Raw genomic sequence first — 23,467 nt, 5'->3', positions numbered from 1 at the left:
TGGGCTGTGCCATCAGGGCGTCAAGGCCGGTGTGTCCGTAGGGCAGCGGTCCACGCTGAGCGGGGCCAGGACGGTGGCCGTCCATCGGCCTGTCGAACACTGCGAGGTATGACGCGAGGAGCTCGACTCGCCCACTCCTCGGTGAAAGAGCATGGACGTCTGCTGGCTCGGCTGAACTACCACGAGTCCTGGCCATCGTGACGGGCGAGAGCGCGTTCAGATCGCCGAGAATCTGCCGGATCCGCCTGCGGGGCCGGGAAGAGCGCTCGATGGTGACGTCGTAGTCCAGCTCACCGGAGAACCGGTGCCTGCCGTCCGATCCGCCGGCGTACTTCTCGTCGCGCAGTGCCGCCTTCACCCGCACTGTCACGTAGTCGTTGCTCAGCAGACCCTTTCGCTTGAGACGGACTGACACACCGTGCGTCAACATCCGGCCGAGGCCGGCCCGTGCGTCGAAGGCCCGTTCCAACGCACGTTGGTTCGCCATCATGAGCTGGAATTCCGCCCTGTCACGGACACGGTCACCCGCCTGCCAGTCCGGCAGGAAGTCCCGCAGGTCTTCCCTGCCGGTCAGGAAGGACTCCACCTGCTGTCGCAGGCCGGCCAGATCAACACTGACGGTTTGTGCCTCGCCGCTGTGCAGCGCCTCGCTCAGGTAGGGCGTCAGATGAAGCTGGTGGCCGGCCGTTTCCTGCGCTGCAGACGGTTGCGGGGTGGGCTGTTGCGGCACTGGCAGCCCGTACCGGGCCGCTTGGATGGACGTCAGCTCCGTCACGACAGTGACGTCGATCGGCACCTCCGTGCCGGTTGGCGTACTGACCCGAGCAGTTGCCTGAACTTGGTACATACCGAAGCCTGGAGAAGTGCTGAGCAGGCGTCCCCCGGTGATGGCCGCGGTCATCCGCACCGCGCTGACCGTCCTGCCGTCCGCACTGAGCAGGTCAGGTGAAGAAACCCATCCGTCCACCATCGTGGACAGCCCATTCGAGATGCTGGCCGCGCTGATGAAGTCCCGCAACGCTTGATGCCCCGGAGTTCCGTCCTCGGTCACCGACGGCTGCCCCAGCGATCGCGTGATGTCGGCGAATTTGTCCTCGACTGTGGTGGCGGGTCGCGAACTGTCATCCACGTCCTGCCGAGATTCAGCGAGACTGGGCTCGGGGCCCGGGCCGAGAACCGTGATCCTGATCCGGTCCTCATCAGCCTCCTGTTCAGGTGAGACCGTGGTCGGCTCGGCGGAAACGCCCGTCTCCGACGCCGTGACGGCGTGGAACTGGAGTCGCTGCCTGCTTTCCAGGTGCTCGGCGATCTCGGCAAGGGAATGCGAGCCGTCGAACAGGGTGCCGACCTCGGTCACCGGCTGCAATCCATTGCGCAGCAGCAGGTGCTGAAGCAGGAGCTGGAGGTTCACCTCAGCGTCGATGTCACCGAAGACGCCGACCGTGTTCAGGATGAGAACCGGCCGTGCGATCGCGACCAGCCTCTCCATTGTGTTCACGCTGGCTGCCAGCTCAGCACGCGATTGGTCAAAGATCTCGTTGACCAGCAACCGCCGGTCCGCCGCGGTCAGCTCGGTGTCCTGCTGGACTGTCCCATTGGCGGTTCTGCGCAGGATTCCCTTGGTCGGAGCGAGCCGGTCGACCATCAGTGGCTTGCCGAGGACGCGCACGCTCGCGATGTCAGCGATCACGCGAGGCAGGCGGACACGCGGCCGGATCCGGGCGGGTGCCAAGTCGGTGAAGCTGGCATTGCTGACCAGCGCACGACGCATCGCGTAGTAGTGATCGGCGTCGAGCTTGATCGACAGCGCCTCCGGGTTGTCGAGGAACTCCGCGGACGCCGCCTGGAAACCCGTCGTGAGGGTGTCGTTCAGATCAGCGGGGCGGTTCAGCGCGAACTGCCGCGTCCAGTCTTCGGCGTTCGTCCATTCCGACAACACCCGTGCAGGCGCGGCGGGGATGAACGGCCTTTGCAAGCGCCCGAGGTCTTTCGCGATGGTCTTGGCGAGCAGCGCCCTCGCGGGATATCCGCCGAGATGCTCGTTGCGAACGTTCTGCCAGCGCAAGACAGCCAACGCGCCTTGGTACTCCAGGTCAGTCTCGGGATTTTCCGGCGGCTCGAAGTACTCTTCCAACTCCTGGCGCGCGGCCGTGTCCATCGAGGCACTGACGGGCACGTCCCGCAGAGCCGCGAAGGCCGCGTCGAACTGCTGCTGCCATTCCAACGCGGATCGTTGACGTGGCACGCGCCCGTAACCATCGTCGACGATCCCGGCTGGTTCGGGATGAGGTTCGACCACCGGCGACGGCGCTCCCCCAGCCGAGTCCTGTTCGGACTCTTGTCGAACCGGAGTCCGCGGCGGCACCTCGGAGTTCGCTATCGATCCGGTTTCGTCCGCATACCGCAACTCGTGCATCGCCAACCCGAACAACGCACGATACCTGCGTTCGTGCTCCTCGTTGTCGAGCCGCGTGGTCTGCGGGTCAAGGAACCGATTCACCATGGCGCGGGCCTGCGGCTCGAGCCGCTGAGTCAGCTCCGAATCCCAGTCCCTCAGCTGACTGTAGAGTTGTTCCCCCTGCCCGACCAGCCATTCGAAACGTGTCAGGTCCTCCCGGAACTCACGTACTCGCGCCGCTGGATCGCGCTCTTCGTCCAGCTGTTTCGCCAGCAGATCCATGGCGACCAGATATATGACCTTGTCATGACGCGAATCGGCCGATTCGCCCCATTCCTCGTCCACCATCTCCTGTGCATCACGCAGCAGGACGTGGGGCATCGATTCGTCCGTCAGCCGAAGATGTACGGACTCAGCGTGCGTGAACAGCTGGTCCCAAGCGGCGAACCCGGCAAGATCCGCATCGACACTCAGTGCCCTGTCGCGCAGCTCTGATCTGGCGCTGCCTTCGGCCTCCCGCGCGTCGTACATGACCGATGCCAAGTGCCCAACGAACTGCCGCCACTGTCCTGGTGACTTCCGCCCCGGGGACAGGAAGATACGGCGCCGTCGTCGCTCTTCCTCATGGAACGGTCGCGACAAATGCTCGGCGACGGCCGGGTCCAGCTTCGTCAAGTCATCGTGCATCCGCTCCAACTCAGGTGTCAGCTGGTCGAAGCGACTCAGGTCTTCCCGAATCTGGCGCACCCTCGCGGTCGGATCGACCCCCTGCCCAAGCCAAGAGTCGAGGAGATCCAGCATAACCACGTGCATGCTGCCGCGATAGCGGCGCCATGCTTCATCCTCGCCGACGTCCTCGCCCTCTTGCAAGCCCGGTGGTCCGCCGTATACGAAGTCCACCAGTCCCCGCGCCTGAATCGTGAGTCCCTGCAACCAGCCCCGTTCCGTCAGCCTGCGGTAGGTGGACGTGGCCAACTCGGTTTCGGTCTGCCACCGATCGATCTTCGCCATGTCGTCGGCGAGCCACTTGGTCTCAAGCCGGCTGTTCACAGGCGCGTCGCCGACGGCAGGCTCGCCCGAGTTCCGCACGTCGTGCATCGCCAACGCGAAGAGTCCCCGGAACCGCTGCCCGTCCTCAGAGTCCTCGTCCTCGGTGATCTCCGGATCCAGGAATTGGCCGACAATCTCCATGGCCCTTGGCCGAAGTGACGCGACCAGTTCGGGATCCCACTGCTGCACGTCGGCATAGAGACGATCCGTCAGAGCGGCCCAATAATCGAAGGCATCGAAGTCCGCGCGGACTTCCCGTGCCCGAGCCGCCGGGTCGAGCTGTCCCCCTCTCGACACGGCAAGCAGATCCTGCTCCACCAAAGATCGGACCCGGTCATACCGCCGCCAGGCCACATTGTCGGCGTTCTCGGCTTGACGGGAGTCAAGCGGACGACCGTAAACCTCGTCTGTGAGTCTGCCTGCCTCATACAGCAAGGCGTCGTCCAAACTGGTGTGATCGACCGAGCTGACCCCGGCAGCGCTCGCGAATATGGCGCGCCATTCGTCGACCTTGGCAAGATTCTCCACGAACAGGTCCCAGCCCGGTCGCGACGAGGCCAGGGTCGAATCGTCGGTGATCGCACGCAGTTGCTCAGCTATCTCACGCACTGCCGTCACGGCGGCTGAAATCGACGACTCGTTGGCCACGATGTGTAGCGCGGCGACGTACTTGACGCCTTCGAAACGACGCTGTCGCACGGGCCCTTGGGGCGTGGCGAACACAGACTCAACCACGGCGGCGGCCCGGTCCAGCACCAGCTCAAGTTCTTCAGCCGTCCCGGTGAACGCGCTCCAGAACATGGCCTCCGCCTGTACGAACCGCATATCCACCTCAGTGGGCGAAAGCGTGTCCGGTAGCGACGGGCGGATCTCGTCCGCGATCTCTTGAAGCACAGGCAACTCATTGGCGATCGCCCGGACCACGGCCAGCGGGCGGCCAGGGGCCTGCTCCTCGATCAGCACGTGGTGCGCCGCGATCAGCGCGACTTCCTCGCTGGCCTGCGGAGCCTGCGTATTCGCGTGTGCCACCAGCCGTACCCGGTCGGCCTCCAGCAGCCCGCCAAGCGCTGTCCTGGCCCGCTCCACCTGCGTGGCCCAGTAGTCCGCGGTGTGCAGATCCTGGACCCACCGGCCGACGTCCAAGGCGGGACTGCCCAACGTCAAGTGAGCGGTCACCAGGGTCTGAGCGTTGACCACCGCGGTGGTGTCTGGCGGCAGGACACCGCTTTCGGCTGCGGCCCGCACAGCCTCGTCAACAACTCCAGCAGCCTCATCCATCAGCTCTTGGCTGGGCGGCCGCCCGGTCAGGACAGCTTTGGCTGCTTGGATCTGCTCCCGCAATGACTCGCCCGTACGCAACGCGGTGTCAGCGTCCTGGATGACCTGCCGCAGGTCCGGGATCCGCTGGCCCGCGAGGATCTCCAATGCGGCGATCCGCACGACTCCGTCGAACCGCCAGCGTTCCATCGCGCGAGTCGGCGCCGTGAACACCGACGTCACCACGTCAGTCGCCCAATCGAGCAGCCTGTCGCGCTCGGCTTGGGTGTCCTCGTCGAACTGTGCTTCGAAATCTCGCGTCGCCTGCGCCAACCGCGTGTCCACGGCGATCGGGTCGGCCGTGGCAGGCAACTGGACCGGGCGGGGATGCAGGTCCGCCACGATCTCACGTGCCAGTCGACGGAGTTCTTCGACATCCGTCATTTCTTGAAGATGGGTCATCGCAACGTACGCGGCGCCGTTGAACCGACGGAACAACTCGGCCGACATACCCTTCAACGACTGTACGAACTGGATTCGAACCAAGGGCTGCACACCGTCGAGCAGGTAGCGATAAGTCTCGACCGGCAGTTCGGAGAGGCTCTGTTCCGCGGTGACGAAGTCGTTATCCCACTGGGCAATGTCGCGGCGTATATCGAGGATCTGTTGAGCCCGATCGGACAAACCGCTCGTCTGGCCGAGCTGCACCTGATGCGCCAGCACGATCAGCGCCTGCTGATAACCCTCGCGTTCCGCAGGCGTCAACTCCTGCCCATCCTGCCGGACGAAAACCGGGTTCACCAGTTCCTGAGCCCCGCGCAACAGAGCGCCGCGTTCCGTATTGTCCAACGGCGCCAACGCGATTTTGGCAAGGCGCACCTGGTTGTTCAGGTCGTCAAGATCATCGAATCGCTTCCTGATGAGCGACAGCACGTGCTCGATCTTCTTGACTCGCTGACTTTCGTCGTGCGACAGCCGCAGCGCGAGGTGATGGCTGAGCATATTGAGCTGCCAGTTCACTCGGTCAGCATGTCCAGGAGTCCGCTGTTGAGCGAGAACCGGCCCGAAAGCGGCGAACACCACCGGCTTGAGCAGACGGGCGTAACGCTGGAAGTCCTCGTAGGGAATCTGGCCCAGTTTGATGTAGGACGCCAGTAGTTCGGTTTCCCGCAGTTCGGCCCGCGAACCGATGGCCGCCTCGCTCGATCGACGCTGTCTGCCAGCCGCGATCTCGTCCCACATGAAAGTGGCATTCCGGATCGGGGTGTGCAGGTCCAGATCGGAGTCGTACGGCAGCAGTGCCGTCGACAGCCCGAGTTGCTGATGTGTCGCGATGCTGGGTGGACGAACCCGATGGGTGAACTGCTCCCAGTGTCCGTTGTCATCGATACTCCACCGCGCCTGTCCGTCGTGCAGCCAATGACGCAGTTCACCGGTTGGCGCATAGAGCTTTCCCGCCCCGGACGGCCCGCTGACCACCTCGAGGAACTTCGACGCGAACCACGTACTCACACGGCCGGTGGCGAAGAACGTGATATCAGCGCCAGCAGCCATCGCATCAGCGAACCCTTGCTGCCGCAATGCGAACCACGCCAGCTGCGCGGGATCCGCCGACCTGATTTGGCCATATTCGTCGACGACAACGGCCCGTGGTCGACCCGCTTCAGGCTCGATGAGGTCCACGTCGACGACAACGGCCGCGTCCGGCAGCCCGTCAGGACGGCCCGCCAGGAACTGCTCGATCGAAACAGGCCGATCGGTCACGAACGACAGGACCTGTGGACCCCCTTGGGCTTGGAAGAAACGCGATACCGCCACATCGTCGTCGCCAAGCTCCAGAGTTCGCGCCGGGGAGCTCATCACGTTGGCGCGCGACAAATCCCACGGCACGGCAGGCTCTGCGTGGTCCATCGCACCTGGGAACCGTGACGATCCCCCGAGCTGCTCCGCGATCTCGACCTGATCAGCGTCCGATGCCGGGCCTTGTCCGAACGGCATGTCGTTTGGCCTGCGCTGGGTTCCATGGAGGACGGCCAGCTCCAGCGCGTAGGTTTCGGCACGCTGGCGGACCTCATCCGTGCTGAGCCCCCGGCCAAGGTCCTCGTAAGCCCGGAGCGCGACTTGGTTGACCGCCTGGCGATACCGGAACAGTCGAAGAGTCTCTTGTGGTGGCAAGGTGTCCACCGCGACCGGGGCAGGCCGGTGGTGCATGCCGACTGCCCTTGCCGCCACTCGCAGAGCCTGTCCGTCCCGCATCCACGGCAGGTCGAGCGAGTCGTCCGGTGTGCCATCCTCGCGCCACGTTCCCCATGCTTGGGCGAGTTCGCTCGCGCGGCGTTCGGCGTTCGCCTGGCGTACCTGATCCTCGATGCCGTCTTCGCCGTCTTGATAGAGCCGGAGAGCGACCAGATCAACCGCTTCGGTGAAGGAGATGCCCTGCCGGTGGAACGACTCGACTACCTCGGCCGCCCGCTGACGCAACAGCTGCGCCTCTGTCTCCGGGAGGCTGTCGAGCACCGCGCCCGCCGGTATTACCGGTCCGTCATCCGGGACAACGATGGTCTGGACAGGGCTCGGGCTGGGAGCAGGCGTCCCCGGCGGAGAGTCGAACCAACTGGCGTCGAAGTCACTGTAGTCGGTACGCCGCAACCCCCATCTGTCCGCCAGCGTCCGCACGCTGGTCTCTGTCTCCAGGTAACCGTCGTCAGACGGATTCTGCGCGAGCCGCACAGCAGCCCAAGCGACCAAGCCGGTGTGCCGATCGGTCCATGGATCGGCCAAGTTCCACCGCACCATCCGCTGCGCGTCCTGAAAACGCCCTGCGGGAACGTTGCCGACCTCGCTCCCGGCTCGGGCGAACGTGGTGTGCCAGTAGTTGTTGTCGTACACCAGCCATTCAGGGTCGAGCTGTTGCCCGTGTTCGGAAACCTGACTCCACCGCAACACCAGCGCGATCTCTTCGACGGTGTACGCACCCGCGAACAAAGTGCTCGTGTACGGCAACGGGAAATACCGGAAGCCATTGGCCTCCATGAGCCCTGGCAAGAGATTGAACACCGTGAACACGAAGTTGCCGTTCGGCATCGGCTGCAGGATCTGCATCGTCTCGACCAGCCGTGCGATCGCGATCAGCCGCTCGTGATCATTCGTGGCCGCCGCGATCTCTTCGCGGTGCCGGGTGACCGCGGCATCACCCAACTGGTCCACTATGGACCGAACAGCCGGGTTCGGACTGATCCGCCAGCCAACTGGAGTGTTCTCGGCAAAGGCGATCGCGGACGCGTCGCCAGGTTCACCGATCAGCTGATGGCCGGCTATGGTCGCGCCTGGCAGATCGCCGGCGATCTGGTCGAGTACCGGATTTCCCTCTGGATCATGACGATTCGGGTCGTACCCGCTGAGGATCGATTGCCACGTCAAGTTCGCGTACCACTCCGGCACAGCCTCGGTCGAGACACGCCGGATGGGTTGCGTGAGTACTGGCGCGTATTGCGCGCGTAGCCGAGGCAGCCAGTTCTGCGGTGCGTAATCGGCTCCCGTCATCGGGCGCTCAGGGTCGGCGGCGACGCTGGGCGTCAGCATGCCGCGCGCCTCAGGCGGATGATTCCAGTCGACCTGCGCGGCACCGGTCACGGCGATGACACGGGGATTGCGCATCGACACGGTGATCTGCGCTCTGTCCGTGCCGTCATCCTCGGGCTCGGCCGTCACCATGAACATTGCGTCGACATCGATCGGTCCGTAGCCGGCGACTTGCGGCTCACGAGCACGAACAGCCGCCTCGAGTTCCCGCCGCAGATGGGTCCGGATCGCAGCGCTTCCAGGGCCGGTGATCTCCACCTGTGGCAGGGGCGCACCATCCAGCGCGCGTTCGATGGCCGCTTCGGCAAGCCACACCACGTGATCATCGAGATCCGTGGCGGACTCGATCTCCGGTGACTGAGCGCTCCTGTCGTAGCGAACAGCGATCGGTGGGAGTGTGTCGGCAGCCGTCCACATCTGCGCGAAGTCGAACCGGCCGAGCGGAACCAGCTTCACGCCACGCGTGATCTCGTTGGCTGCGCGCCAGATTCCCTTTTTGAGAACGGTGTAACGCGCCCGCGCCAGCGGCGGCAGCTCGACCGGCGCCAGTCGTCCATTGCCGTCGACGACCATGTCGGTGATCGTGCGCGCCCGCGCCATGACTTCCGGACGCCTGGCAAGATCCGACAGGACCGCCGACCACATGAGATTCGGATGATCGCTTGACCGTACTTGCTGGTCGACCGAATGGATGCCGAGGTTGCCCGACGCCTGTACCTCCGAGGCAACGGTTTCGCTGATCTCACGGGCGGCTGCGACAAAGTCAGCGAATCCGTCGAACGGAGGATTGGCAGGAGGTCGCCCATCGATGGCATCGAGAACGTCCGCGACGAGGAGACGCTGTTCGTCGATCCGCTCCCATGCGCCGTCGTTGAACACCGCCAAGGTGTTGCGCGCCGGTTCAAGGTGATAGGCACCACCGACCGGAACGACTGGGCCGGTTGGCGCGTTCACCGCGAGAGTGAGGTTGTACGTCCGTAACGTCCGCCAGATGTCCCGGCCAGGCCGGTTGACCGAGTCGATGATGCCGGCAGCACACGAAACAAGGTTGATGGACGTGATCGGCGGTGCGCCGAGAGCAGACACAGCCGCACGGAAAATGTCCGAGTTGACCAGGATGTGCGCCAAGTCGGCTCCGCTGATCGCGGCCGCCCGGCCATCGCGATAGGCGACACTCAACAGGTGCTGCCCGCCCTGGGTCACAGCGGGAATATCCACAGTGAACGCGCGCCCGCCCTTGGCGAGATCCTCGACACCCGGTGCGGTGATGGTGCGGACGTACAGCTTCTTGTTGTCCCCCATACTGTCGTCGCGCACTGGGCTGACGAGCGCCGACTCGTTCTGTGTGGACACCGTGTGCTCGATCGCCCTGGCGCGTTCTTCGCCAGAGTTCGCGAAGGTCACGCCGACGACGGTGCCGTCCGGACCTCGCAGCGGATCCATGACCAGGTTGTCCGCGAACGTCACCCATGCCTGATCGCGCTGCGGCAATCCGTGCGGTACGCCGCGCATTCCCAGCAGCGGCGCACCGAGCAGCCGTTCAGCCTCTGGCTGTCCGCTGATCCAGGCCCTCGCGGGCGCGTCATCGAAGTTCTCAACAGCAAGCACGGCACGTGGAAAGCCATCCGAGTCGAACACACCATCAACGAGCATGGCCGACAGCGCCCAACGATCGACGTCGATCTCGGACGCCGCGCCGAGCGTATTCAGCACCGAGCGGATCTCATCGATCAGGACCTCGCGCGTGGCCGTCGCACGCTGGACACCCGTTTTCTGGGCTGATCTCTCGCGGCTGAGACTGAAGGGGAAACTGCTTCCCCTGCCATAGCCATCAATGAACAGCCTCGGCAAAGCAAGTCCATCGGCATTACGTTCGACAGCCGCCTCGGCCAACCACCGTGCCACGCCGCGAACCGAACCCGCCGGGACGTGCTCACGATTTTTCTTTCCCGATGCGAACGGCACTGTCACATCAGCGGGTACATCAACATCGTCCCACCGCGCTCGCACAGGATCACGCCACATGTAACCCGGAACCATGACGGCGTTGCGCTCAAGAACGTCGCCCCTGCCCCACATTCCCTTGCCATGCGCCTCGTAGCGCCGCCTGGCGAACTCCGGCAGCACGGGCTTGACCCAGCGGTTGTCCAGCCACTGACGTTCTACAACTCGATCAATACGGTCCGCGAATTCTGACGCCTCCGAGAAGTACTGGAGCACGGTGTTCCACACCGCTTCACGAAGATCGCGCCGCTCTATCCGCTCAATCCGCCTACCGGCAGCAGGGAGATCCAGCTTCCCCGAGTTCATGACCACCGGCGCCAACGTCTCGATGGCATAGCTGGCCGCGGCCACTATGAAATCTTCGTTTGTTCCCTGTCCGAGATCGACCAGTGCACGCACCTTCGCGACATGATTCAGGTCGTCGACGAGAGCGACCCGAATTCCGCGCACCACCATCTCTTGGTCGACCGTTATCCAATCACCACTACTGTAGATCGAGAAGTAATTGTCAAGTTCGTTGGCACTAGAAACGCCCCCTGGCGTGACTACGGCGGTTGCGACATGCACTGGAAGTGGGCCGCGTGAGCCAAGAAGCTCCTTCATACGATGAAAGAAGTCGAACGAAACCATTCCAGGCAGCGGCACCCTGCCTGTTTCGCAACCGCCAACGATGATCGATCCAATCGGGCCTTGGAGCGCCTTCTTGAAGGCCGCCGACGCGAACACCAGGTCGGCGAGTTCGGAACCACTTAGGAAATATGGGGAAGCTTGCCAATCCTCAACGTAAATATAGTTGGTCGTGCCGTGCACATCGACAAGGAAAGTTTTCTTGCCATTGCGGACATCGTCGGCCCATGGCGACTTGACCAGTGTGACATGCTTTGCCACTTCACTTGACGGGAGAGCGTTCACTTCGTCAAAGCTGATGTCGATCAAAGCGGTGATGTTCCGATTGAACGAAGCCCACCATTTCTTGACCTGCCGAATTTCCGCATTGCTTCTCGCGAATGAGATACCGTAACCCGTATCAGCGTTGCCTATGTCGTGTGACATGTATTGCGGCCCGGCGATCGGCTGCACCGAGATCACGGGTGGCTGCGCGGAACTACGTTCGGAACGATGTAGCCGCTCCTGCCTCGCCGGACCCTCGGGGATCTCGACGGTGAGCACGACGTGTGGTGGCTGGCCGCTGAGCGGATTCGCCTCACCGGTGGTGAACGCGGCCGGGGTGACGTTCTCGAACTTGACGCCTGTGCCAGGGGCAAGCTCACGCCGGGCCGCACGCATCTCGTCAATGAGGACGCCGCGGGTCAGCGTCGCCAACCGCTGACCAGCTCGTGCGCCAGGTTCCGGCCGAGCTCCTGGCGTTGTGCTCACGCGACCGGTGATCCGGACGACCGGCAGCGGACTTCCGTCTTCCTGCTGGTCGATCGAAGTGTGAACCAGCCACCGGGCCATCGATCGAATGTCGCGGCGGTTGATGTCCCGCTCAACTGGGTTGGTCGTGGTGAACTCGACTGTCGTCGTGGCCGTCGCGGCGGAGTCGTCGTCGGCGATCGTCGTCCAGGTTCCGCCGTCCCAGATGGAGTGCACCCAGTCCTGTTCCTGCGTGACATCGCTTGGCAGCACCATGTTCTTGCTCGTCGCGACGTGCACTGGCAGGTGAATTCCTTGCCGCTGGAGCTCAGCGTGGAAATCAACCGCCAGATCCCATGGCCGGGACGGGGTGTGCAGCTCCGGACCGAGCAACGTGATCGACGTGACAGGCTGACGCCCGCTCCTCGCGTCGCCGAATTCCACCGATTCGACAACGTGCTTGGCCAGATCCCTGCCCGTCACGTCGCGGCCGTGCCCGTGGTCGTCGAAAACCTCCGCAAGGTTGTCGATGACCTTGACCCTGACGAAGAAGCTCTGGTTTCCCCGCACGGCCTCGGCGGCCCACGGGGCAACCTCCCGGCGGACGTGGTTACGCCGCTCCTCTTGGGGAACGCGTGCGAAGAGGCCAGGCGGAAGGTCCACCACCGTGCTGACATCGCGCCTTGACGAGTTGAGCCACAGCTGCGTCTGTTCGCGTTGCCGTGCCTCGCCTTGGAAATCGAGACCGATGTGCTTTCCGTTGCTCATCAGTGGCGACGAGTGGACACCGGCAGGCTCGGGCATCTCGCCGCTGATGTCGGCCAACGCCTCGCGCCACAACGAGATCCGGTCCTCGTAACGCGGTCCGGGAGGCTCGACTATCGACGTGGTGGCCGGCGGATTGCCGGGCAGAGCGACGGTGATGACCGCTTGCCGGACGCCGTCACGCGCCGACGGCTGCGGATCCGTTCGCACCAACTTGACTGGATCCACAAAACCTATGAACCCGTACGGACGCGACAGGTCCTTAGCCATCTCGCCCATCACGAACAACAAGTGCCGTCGAACAGTCTCAACCGCGTCACGAGTACCAGAGACAACGACATCCGGAGACGGCAACCCGTCGGCTTGCCGTTCGATCGCGGCTTCTATCACCCATCTGGCGAGCACCGACACTTGCCTTGACTGTGCCGCGTTGTGCGGAAGAGTGACGACGACACTGTCCGGCAAGGTCCATGATGGATTGTGGGTGCTGGTCCCGCCGTTCCAATAGGCCGGACGGAACACGATATCGTCGTCGTGGTTCCAGACTGCCTTGTCCCGTATTGTATAGAGGCCCTGGAACGGGGCCGGAACCGATGCCCAGTGGCCACTGGCCGTCTTGTGCCGATCTGCGACCCAGAACTGTTGCCCTGGCTCATACCCATGTCTCGTCATACGGGTTTCAAGCGCGATCCGCCATGACGAATCGGAGATACGATACTCGTCAAGTTCGGTCATAATCGCGGTCAGGTCAAGCACTCCGCGCCGTTCCATCGCCTGGCGAAGCGCGTTGTTGGCCAACCTGATTTCCCTGGCCATGCGCGTTCGGGTCACGGCTTCGTCGGGATGAACGAGATCCTGAATCGACTCGCCGACATAGATGTGGTCAGGCAAGTCGGCTTCCGGGTCGAGCTCCTGCCCCCACTTGAGCGCGGTGGCGATCTGGTCGAGGGAAAGGCCACCGGTGAACAGCCCTTCCAGGTGCGGCAGGATCACCTGGTCGAATCCGGACCGCAGCAACAGCAACGGGAGTATCACCCGAACAGCGACTTGCTCGTTGATGACCGAGAAACCCTGCGGGTCTCCTTCGGATGAGATACGGGTGACCGCACCCATCGTCCTCAGTCGCAGAACGGCGCGTGCGACGGCCCGCAACTGGTCATGTTCGGTTCTCGCCTCGGTTATGTCCCGGTTGAACTCGGTGAACACATGGTTGATGAGCTCACGGGTCTGCCTCAGATCGTGATGACCGGTCGTGGTGATCATCAGATCGTCACTCTCCGGCACCCTGACGAGTTTCGCGATCGCGTTCTCGCCGTCCGGGTCAGTGTTCCCACGCGTAGCGTCGACAACCAACCGGACACCCGCGACACGATCGGTCAACATGTCCGCGCTCGGCCGCTCGGCATCCAGCACGAACGAACTCGTTCCCGACCCGGCCAACGCGGTCCAGGTGTACCAGTTCCGCTCCCGCAGCGGTGCCACGATGGTATTGACGATGCTGGCGTAGGTGTCGGCCGTCAGCTCGATGCCACCGATGTCCTTGGTAGCGAGGAACTTCGCGAATGCCGCGTCCATTCCTTGCTGAATCCCCGGAATCGCGTTGTCGAAGTACGCCCCCGGGTTATCCGGCCTGGCTTTCCGGGCAGCCGCGTGTTCTGACAGGGGAACCTGCATCTGCCACCACTCGGATCGGCTGATCCGCAACGGCTTCGGCCGCAACGACCTGGCGGGCACATCCGTGGCGCTGTTCGATGCGTTCGCAAGCCACACTCGGTATCGATTGAAGTCGTTGGCGCGCATGCGGCGTGTACCCGGTTCAGGCACCACGCCGATAGGCAGTGCGTTGGGCGCTACTGCAGGGCGAACGACTGCGTGGGGTGCCGTGTGATCACCAGGTACAGCGACGACGATGACCGGATGCCGCCTCTGGTCCCCAATGTCATGGTGAACGACATCGATATCGGCGAATTCAACAGTGTTGACGTTGGCAGGCGAGAGTTCGGCCAACGCGTCGTTCATATGGCGACGCAGTTGTGACTCAACAGATTCAGCCCGTGCTGGGGGCGCGGCAATGCTCACAACGGGCCGATCCAAGCCGTCGACTCGTCGCTCAATGGCTGCCTCTGCCAGCCAGCGACCAAGCGGCCCTATGTCCGTGAGGATCTTGTCTTCGACGTCGAACTTCACCTCCAACGGCGTCGGCGCCTCGTGCCGGTACCAGCCAGCCTTCGCATCGTGTTTTTCAAGTGCCACAAGAGTCACAGGCCGTATCACGCGGTCGTTGTGCCAGAGAGCTTTGCCAACGACCTTGTACCGGCCACGCGCCGCGGGCGTCAAATCGACGTGGAACCACTTCCCGCCGGAATCCTTGTACAAGTCGGCGACCCAGGCGACCGGCGCCGCTTGCCCCGCGAAATGGTCGAGGGTGAGAATCCAGCCTTGCTGCGAGGTCTGCTGATCAACAGCTGTGAGATCCAGTATGCCCTGCGACATCATCGGCGAGGACTTGATCGCCGCGATACCGTCAAGAGCCTCGGCAAGGGCCTCGTCGTACGCCAAGGGCTGATTCGAGCCGAGGCGCTGCTCCATGGCTTCGACCTCGCCGCTGTCCGCAAGCACCGCCTGCAGGTCAAGCCGGTTGATCAGCCCGATATTCGCGGTCCGCCACTCACCGCCGAACATCCACAGCTTTCCGTCGCGCACAGCGGTATCGCCGGAAGGCGCGTGCACATCGACGATATGCCCGTGCTCGTACATGTCCATGACAAAGTCGTGTATCGGCGTGCCAGGCCTGACGTCCGCGGCGGTATGGAGCCCGACGAACGTGAACGAACTGACTCGCCGTCCTTGCTCAACGATCTCCATGAACGCGTCCGAGTCCCGGACGATCTGTGCGACCTCTCGGCCGTTCAGCGAGTACTCGGTGCCATTCTCGTCGTAGACCTTGATTCCCGAGTCATCTCCGGACGCGTCGATGACGAAAGTCCGTCCACGAACGCCTTCATCATTGAGGTATGGCGATTCCTCCACTCTGGACATAGTCATTTTGTCTTGAGTGGACAGTGCGTCGAACTCACTCGCGGCGAGATCGACCATCGTGGTGCTGTCCCGGTCCCGCGACCGAATCCAGTTCTGGGTCTGGTTGAGCGCTTCGCTTCCCCGTGGCCTGAACGACAAGCCGGCAGGCCGCGGGCCGGAAGTCAGTGTCGTCTGAACGTACTGCCCATCCAGCACCGGTGCCGAGCGGGGCGCGCCGACAAGCGACCGCAGCAGATCCAGTCCGGTCTTGCTGTCCCGGTACTCATCGGGAAGTCCGAGCTGGTGGCCGATCTCATGCGCGAGCTCTTCGGCTGAGCTGTCGGTACGCCAGGTGGTTCGGTCAGTCGCGGCCCGTGGGTCGTTGCTCAGCTGCACGACCATGTCCGCTTGTTCACCGGGGCGAGCGGGAACCACTCGCACGACAAGCTGATCGCCTGTCGGTCCGTTGCTGAACTGATACTGAGGCTTGTTGAAATGCTCGTCGACGCCTTTGCGCAATGTGGACCACACCGCGGTGACGTCTTGGTGAGATCGGCTGCTGTCAGGATCGGGCTTGATCTCGGCCGTCACCGTCAATTCGGTGACCGTCTGCCCGCCATGCGTCATCCGACGTACGCCGAACGACGAGTTCGACCGCTTCTCCGTGTCCACGGTCGCGCGGAGGCGGTCTGCCCAGTCCTTTTGCGACAAGTCCAGCATCGCGAGCGTCTGACCGCGTGCACCGCGAGACAGTGATCGCGGTTGTGGGTCGATGTCGCGGCGGACATCGTTCATCCGGCTTTCGCCAATACCGAACGGATCGGTGAGCGACCTTGGTCCTTGTGAGACCTCCGGCTGCCCGGCATCGGTGATCGCGACCGGGGTTACGTCCTCGCCGACCAAGATCCCCAGCACGGCGAGATGCCGCTCCCGCAATCCGCTCTGGGTGAGCCCTTCGGCAACCGGCGCGTAGAAGTCACCCATCAGCGAGCCCGGCACGTGCGGCCCACCAACACCGAAGTGGGCGTGCAGCCCGCTCAACGCGACCCGGATCTGTTCATCCCCGGCACCGTGCCACCGCAGGTACGCCGCCAGATCCACAGCGGACGACCGTCCCTGCTCGGACACTCGATCCGGCATGAACCCAATGCGGCTGACGACATCGGTAACGGACGCCCGCAACTCGTCAGCCGACGACACCTCGGTCAGGGCGCGCCGGGCATCAAGCACATACGAGTTCCAGTCGGAAGTCGGCGACTGGGAAGGCCTTGGCGGCGCGCCGACCCAGTCGCCGCCTTGATTGCCACTGGGTGTGGCAGCCGCGAAGCCAAGACCGAACTGGTCAAGGATCTGGGTTGCCACCTGCCTCGCCCACGTGCCGCTGAAGTCGTGCATATCCGCAGCGATCACCTGGCGCATTTCCCAACGCAGTCGCGCCCGCTGCCGCTGCTCGGCAGTCATGTCCTCATGATCAGGTGTCCGCTCGCCCAAGTGAACCGCGAGGATGGCATCGGCCCGGTCCTCAAGCGACAGTCGGTCTCTGAGGGGCGCGTCATCGAGCACGTCCCCGGCAAGCTCCACGCGAGCACGCCACTGCGTCTCTTTATCAGCAGTAGGCATGTCAGCGTCACCTGGCTGCGGCGGAGCGGTGAACCCGACTCGTTCCAGCAGCATGCGCAGATCCGGCCCGGGCAGAGGCTGGTCGTCGCGCCACCGCATCTCACTGTCGGTGGTGGACAACAGGTAAGCGCCGATCGGCACTTGCTGACCGTCGACGCTCGCGGTGTCCGGATAGCGGGGGATCCGGCCTTCGGTCTGCACAAAGGTACGCAGTGCCTGCTGGTACTGGTCCTCCGAGAAGTTCCCTACCGTGCTGAGCTGCCCGGAAATCTCAGCGAACCTGAACAGCGCGGGCTCGCTGTAGTCGTCAGCGAGCAGGAACTCCTGCTGACCGCGGCCTGCCGGTGGCGCGTCGAGGGTGAACCCGAGCATCTGGAAGAGACGGCGCAGTCGCAGGTCACTGATCGTGCTCTTGGTGTTGTTCCATGTTTTCGTACGAGAGTCGAAGTTGTTGTGGATGTAGTTGCCGATCGGCACCACCAGGCCGTCGACCTCGGCGCTGGCTCCATTCGGGGGGAGCGTGTGCCTTCGCATGACGAACTCGTACAGGGCCCGCCGATACTGTTCAGGCCGCCACCTCGACCGCCGGTTGGGCTGACCAGCGACTTCGGCGAAGAGACTGCGTTCGGCGGAGGTGTACTGGCTGGCAGACGGTGCCACATCCGCTTCGGTATCGATGGCGGGTACGTCGTAGCCCAGGAGTTCCAGCAGCTGGTGGAAGCGGGGATCGCGGACCTGTGGGCTGACGCGTGCCCGTTTCTGATCTTTCGTGGTGCGGTTGAAGTTGTCGCCGAGGAACGAACCGATCTCGACGTCCTCACCGTTAACCGGGAAGGTGTCGTTATACCGCGGCAAAGCTCTGTTCTGCGTGACATACCCGTGCAGCGCCTGCCTGAGCTGATCCGGCGTATAACGCGGCAGTCCAGTCGGCCTCTGCCCTGTCTGCCCGTCATGCTGAGTCTGGGTGGCGGGTCCGGCTTGCTGCAGTGTGGTGGCAGCCGGGCCGGTAAGGCTGAACCGGGCCACCGATGTGGGGAGTTCGTCGAAATCAGCGTCCTGGACAACCGCGGCGGTCCAATGGTTGTTGTTGAGCAGGATGTGCGCGGTGTGCGTGGCACCCGGTGTGTCGAAGTGGAGGGGACGACCATTGCGGAGGTAAACGATGACGTTGATTTCGAAGGCCGCTGCGGCAAGGGAAGGCATCACGTCACCGCTGTTGACCCATTCGCGGTCTTCACAGATGTAGTCGACGATACGTCGAGGGTTGCCGTCACTGTTGGCGTTGAGTGTTTCTCTGAGGTCGTTGTAGAGCTCAGTGTTGTTGTCGATGTGGTACTGGAGGGTACCGGCGAGCCGCTCGCGGATATGGTGACTGGAGAAGTAGGAGCCGCGGCCGTTGTTGAGGTTGCCTGCGACGGCCACGGCGTACGTGAAGCAGTTGCCATCACCGGGAACGTCCCACGGCATGTACCCGGCCTCAACGATCGCCCGCGCCTGGGGTCCAGTGATGGCGGGCGCGGGACGTCCCGTCACCCGCTCGATCTCATTGAGCTGCTCATCAGCGGGATCCTCGAAAGCCGGTATCCAACTGTCCTCGCCCTGGACGAGGGTCACGATGTCGCTGGCAGCGTCGCCTCGCCGATGCCGGGTCACCGAACCACGCCGGTCTATCACGTCGATGTTCAAGTTGTAGAGCTCTGCGGCGATCCGCGGTCCGATAGCGGGATCCAGCAGCAACTCATCCGTCAGGTCGGCTGGCTGATGCTCCGAATTGCTGAGCAGCACACGTTGGATTTCTTGTTGCAGCTGGCTCTCTATGTCGAATACGTGTTCGCGGACGGCCTTGTCGAGATCTTGGCGGACCTGTCCCGTTGTCGACCTGACCACATCTTCGGTGACAGACAGCATGGTGCTGAACAGAAGCGCGTCCGCGAGCGAGTCACGGCTGTCGGAGACGAACGGTATCGCAGTGAGTGCGCGATTCCGGAGAATATGTTGCTGCGGCTGGGTCAGGAACGAGTCTGCCGCAGGCGCGTCTTCGTGCTGCCAGCCGTCGGACTGGTGCGTAAGGCTGATGACATCGGCAGAGTTCTCGTTCTCGAGGTGGGCCATCACCTCGCCGCTGTCAGAGGTGACGAAGAGGTTGAGGTTGTAGGTCCTCGCGGCGATCAACGACGCGTTGCTGACATCACTGAGCAGCAAGCCGACAGCATCTCCGCCGCTGTTCACCACTGCCGACGCGAGTGCGGGGAACTCACTGGACGGATCCTCTATGTGGCGTTGGGTGGCTTGCCTGAGGCCCGCCTGGATCTGCTCAGCTGTCATAGGCGTGTTGTCCGGGTTCACCAGGTTGGCGGTGCGGGCCAGCACATCGGCCAATGTGCGCGGAGGAGCCGGGGCTTGCCCCGTTTGAGTCTGCGGGTCGTGATCCTGTTCGTTCGTAACGGCAGTTGTGGTTGCCTGCTGCGTCTTACGACCACCTCGCGACCGCTTTTTGCCCTGCGCGGCAGCGGGTGCTGTGACGATGGTCGCTTGATCGACTGTGTGCTCTTGGCCTGGTTGGAGAACGCGGCCGTCCACAGTGGCGCGAGGCAGTTCATTGGCTCGATACCGTCGGACCCATCGCTCCAGCGTGGCCAGCTTCTCGCCGGTCCTGATCGCGATGTCCGGCAGCGACTCCGTCCCGAGCAGGTAAGGAGTAATGATCCGGGTGATTTCCGTGACTTCGTGCTTCTTGCCGAGGACATCACGGCCGTCATCGCGGGGGCCTACCTGATCTCCGGCTGCTGCTTCATCAGCGAACCGGATTCCGAACTTGTTGCGCAGAATCTCCCGCAGCTCAGCGGAAGCGGGTTTCTGCCGGGTGAAGACGCCTGTCTTGATGTGCTGGTAGAGAATGGCGCGCGGCCTGACGCTCCTTGTCCTCCCCTCGACCGTCACAGTCTCTTCGGTGCGTACCTTCAGATCCTCAGGCTGATTGGTCTCCAGGAATTTGCGCAGCGCCTCAACCAGTTCCGCGTCCGTGACCCCTCGGCTGGACGGCGTGCGCGCCGCGCCAGACGACGAGCCCTGCGCGCCCGTCAGACGGGCGCGTTTCCTCGGTTGGGGCGGGGTCGTCGAGGACTCCGAGGAAGTAGACACGGTGGTCTGCAGCGCAGGCGCGGTGACCCGGCGTTCCTGTTGCTCCTCGGCACGACGTTCCTCCTCAGCGCGAGCCGCCTCGTTTTGGTGGTAGGCGTAGTGCAGCAAAGTGATCTGCTCGCTAGTAAGGCGCCTGCCCGTGTGATCCCAGACCTGACCGTAGGTGACGTTGTCGTTGATCGGCTGGCGCAGCAAGTCGAAGAGCTGCTCCTGGTCCTGCCTGGAGATCCCAAGCAGCGGTGGCAAGGCAACTGCGCCGAGCCGCATTGGCGGTGGTGTACGCCAAGGCTGCGCCGCACGTTCACCCAGCGCGGCCAGTGCTTGGGGGCTAGGCGCCGGCCGTATCACGTTTATTGTGGACGGCCCGGCACCATTGTCACTGTCCGATTCGCTGTCAGAGTCCCTGTCCGATTCGCTGTCGGACGAGTTCGCGCCGCCTGCCGGGACCATCGGGCGCGGCAGCCACGACTCCCGGCGCAGCTGCTCAGCCAACTCCCTGGCAGGCCCGAGGAGGGAATTCCGTTCCTGCTGCAGCTGGAACAACCGGAAGGCTACCTGCAACCGGATCTTGTTCCGCTCATCGAGTTCCTGGGCTTGCTTGGGGTCGAGACCCGTCAGGAAATGCGGCGGTGGTTTGAAGTCGGCCCGAAGCATGAGTTCGTCCGCTTGGCGCAGCAGCTCGTCCACGTCCTCCTCACGCCGCTTGCCGAACAGTCGCTCGGCAGTGCGGATGAGCTCGTCTCTCACCGGATCGACACGTGCCGCCGAAGTAGTGACATCGACGGAAGTGGTCGCACCAGGCTCGGCGGCGCTCGTCACGACCTGCTCGTCCTGTGCGGACTTCGCCGTCGACCCCTGGTCACCCTTTGCGTACACATTGGACTCGTCGTCGTCAGCCCAATCGAAGTCCACCTCGGTGGTGACCTTGGTGTCCAGCGAAACCGATGGCCCAGTGCCAGCCACCTTCGGGTCAGTGGCGGCAGGGTTCGCGGGATTCTGGGTCGAGTTAGGCCCGGTACTCGCGGTTGCCGCGTTGGCAGCCGTGTTCCCAGCGTTGGCGGCTGGATTTCCAGATGGCGGTGCCGCGCTGGCCACGGTGGCCGGTGCCGTCGTACCGGGCGACAGCTCGTCCTTGGCGGCCGGGCCTTCCAGACCTGGCAGACCTTCCGGCTTCTGGCCGGTCGCCACCAGGTTCGACGGACTCTGCAGCGACGGGCCTGGTGTGACGGTCGGCGCAGCTACCTGGGCCGCAGGGCCGGTGACACTCGGACCATTCGTGCCAGAGGTTTGCGCGGGCCCGGTATCCGACTGTCCATTCGATACGGTTGGGTTCGTGTTCACCGTCGAACCAGTGACCGATGTCGTCACCGGGTTGGCCCCCTGGCCGGTTACCGCGGTGTTGGGCAGCCCGTTCGGTCCCGACGGAACCTGGGGTCCATCGATACCAGGTAGTCCACCGGTCTGGCCGGTGTCCGAGTTGATCACACTGCTCTGGGCTGGACCGTTCTGCGCCGGACCATTCCCTAGCCCACCGCTCACGCCACCGCTCGGCCCGCCATTCACACCACTGCCCGGCCCACCGTTCACACCACTACCGGGCCCACCACTCACGCCGCTGCCACCCACCGCCGGGCCAGGACCACCTTGGCCCGACGACACCGCAGCGGGCCCGCCGGTCGAACCCGGGCCACCGTTGCCCGACAAGTTCGTCGGACCGCTGACCGGGCCGCCAACCGGGCCGCCAGAACCGTTGCCAGACGGCAGGTTCGGCCCGGACGGTCCGTTCGTGCCTCCTGACGGCCCGACCGATGGCGCGACCGGACCGCCGCCAGGGGCGGGTGGCGTCAGCGGACCTGAACCGGGCGGGAGCGGCGGCGTGATCGGCCTGCCATCCGGGCCCACCGGCCCATGTCCACCACCGGACAGCGGTGGCTGATGCGTCGGCACGTTGCCGGGCGACGGCGCCAACGAACCAGTACCCGGTGCCGGCGGCGGCGTGACCGGCTGGCCATCCGGCCCCACCGGACCGTCGCCACCACCACCAGACGCACCACCGCCCAGCGGCTGATTGTTGCCGCCACCACTCGTATTCGACGGACCACCAGCCGGACCCACCAGCCCCGCAGGGCCCGAGCCGCCCATGCCAACCAGACTGTCCGGATTGGCCAATGTGGGCGGCGGCACCACCTCCCCGCCGTGCAACCCCGCCTGCTTCTGCCGCTCGTGGATGGCCTCGCGGGCCTTCGTCTCCACCTCATGCATCACCGGGTCAGTGAACGTACTGTTCACAACACCAAAACCAATATCCAACGGCGAACCCCCAACAGCCATCCCCGCACCACCGGCCGCGATCTCGCCCGCCCACCCGGACTGCATCCCGTTGACCCGGTTCTTGTTGTGACTCCCTTTCAGACCCGCTTTACGGCCAGCACTACCCGCCGCAGAACCAGCCCCACCACCGACAGCGCCGATACCCGCCCCGGTCCCCCAGTTCTTGAGATCCACCCGGCCCGGATCGGCCAAGTTGTCGGCAATACCACCCTGCGCGAACTCCTCGCCCGCTTCCTCCGCCGCCTCATCGACGAACCGGCGACCGGTATACCACCAATTGTCCGGCGGAATCTGCTTGATCAGTTTCGGCACGGCGAACCCAGACGTCGGAATATCACCCAGCCCCTTGGACGCCACCTTCACAAAGTCATCGAAACCCTGAGTCATCGCGGTAACCGCGACGTTGTCAGCGCCCCTCTTAACGCCCTCCCACGCGATCCTCGCCGCAATAATCGCCGCCGTCTTGTAGCTGATGCCCATCCGCACCAGCCGCACCATCAACTGCCCGAGCGCGAACACAAACGGCCACGTCGCCCACAGAAAGATGGACGCCGCGATATACGCCAGCTCCGACACCGTCCAGACCACCTGGACATAAATCCCGTACCGGCCAGAGTCGATATTGGTGGCCTGCTCGTCGAGCTTCCACGCCTGCAAATTCGCGATATCCGCGAGCGCCTGCCCCCGGCCATCATTGAGCTCCGCCATATGCACACGGAACTTCTCCGCCACCTCGGGACTGACACTGTCCCCGACCCCGTCCACCAGACGCTGCAGGCCCTCGCCCGCGCTCAGAACCCGCTGCGCGTAAGCCCGATACGCCACAGCCTGCTCACGCATCAGCTCGATCTGCCCAGGCGGCAGCGGCCCACCCGCGATCAGGATCGGTAGGCCCTGCCAGCCATCCGGAATCAGATGGCTCTGGTCACCTGACGGTTCAGACAT

The 23,467-nt window shown here is 64.0% G+C and carries 1 protein-coding gene (cut by a window edge); it reads right to left on the bottom strand.

Annotated features, from left to right (window positions below; translation table 11 throughout):
- Window positions 1-23,467, bottom strand: partial view of a phospholipase D-like domain-containing protein gene (locus tag LWC34_RS26610; protein ID WP_233727866.1) — the start only. It extends 40,037 nt beyond the left edge of the window; 23,467 of the gene's 63,504 nt are visible here — the first part of the coding sequence; the start codon lies at window positions 23,465-23,467; the stop codon falls past the left edge of the window.

The sequence above is a fragment of the Kibdelosporangium philippinense genome (assembly GCF_021390435.2).
GTDB lineage: Bacteria > Actinomycetota > Actinomycetes > Mycobacteriales > Pseudonocardiaceae > Kibdelosporangium > Kibdelosporangium philippinense.
The sequence above is the reverse complement of the archived record's forward strand: the minus strand, read 5'-3'. Positions and strand labels throughout refer to the sequence as shown.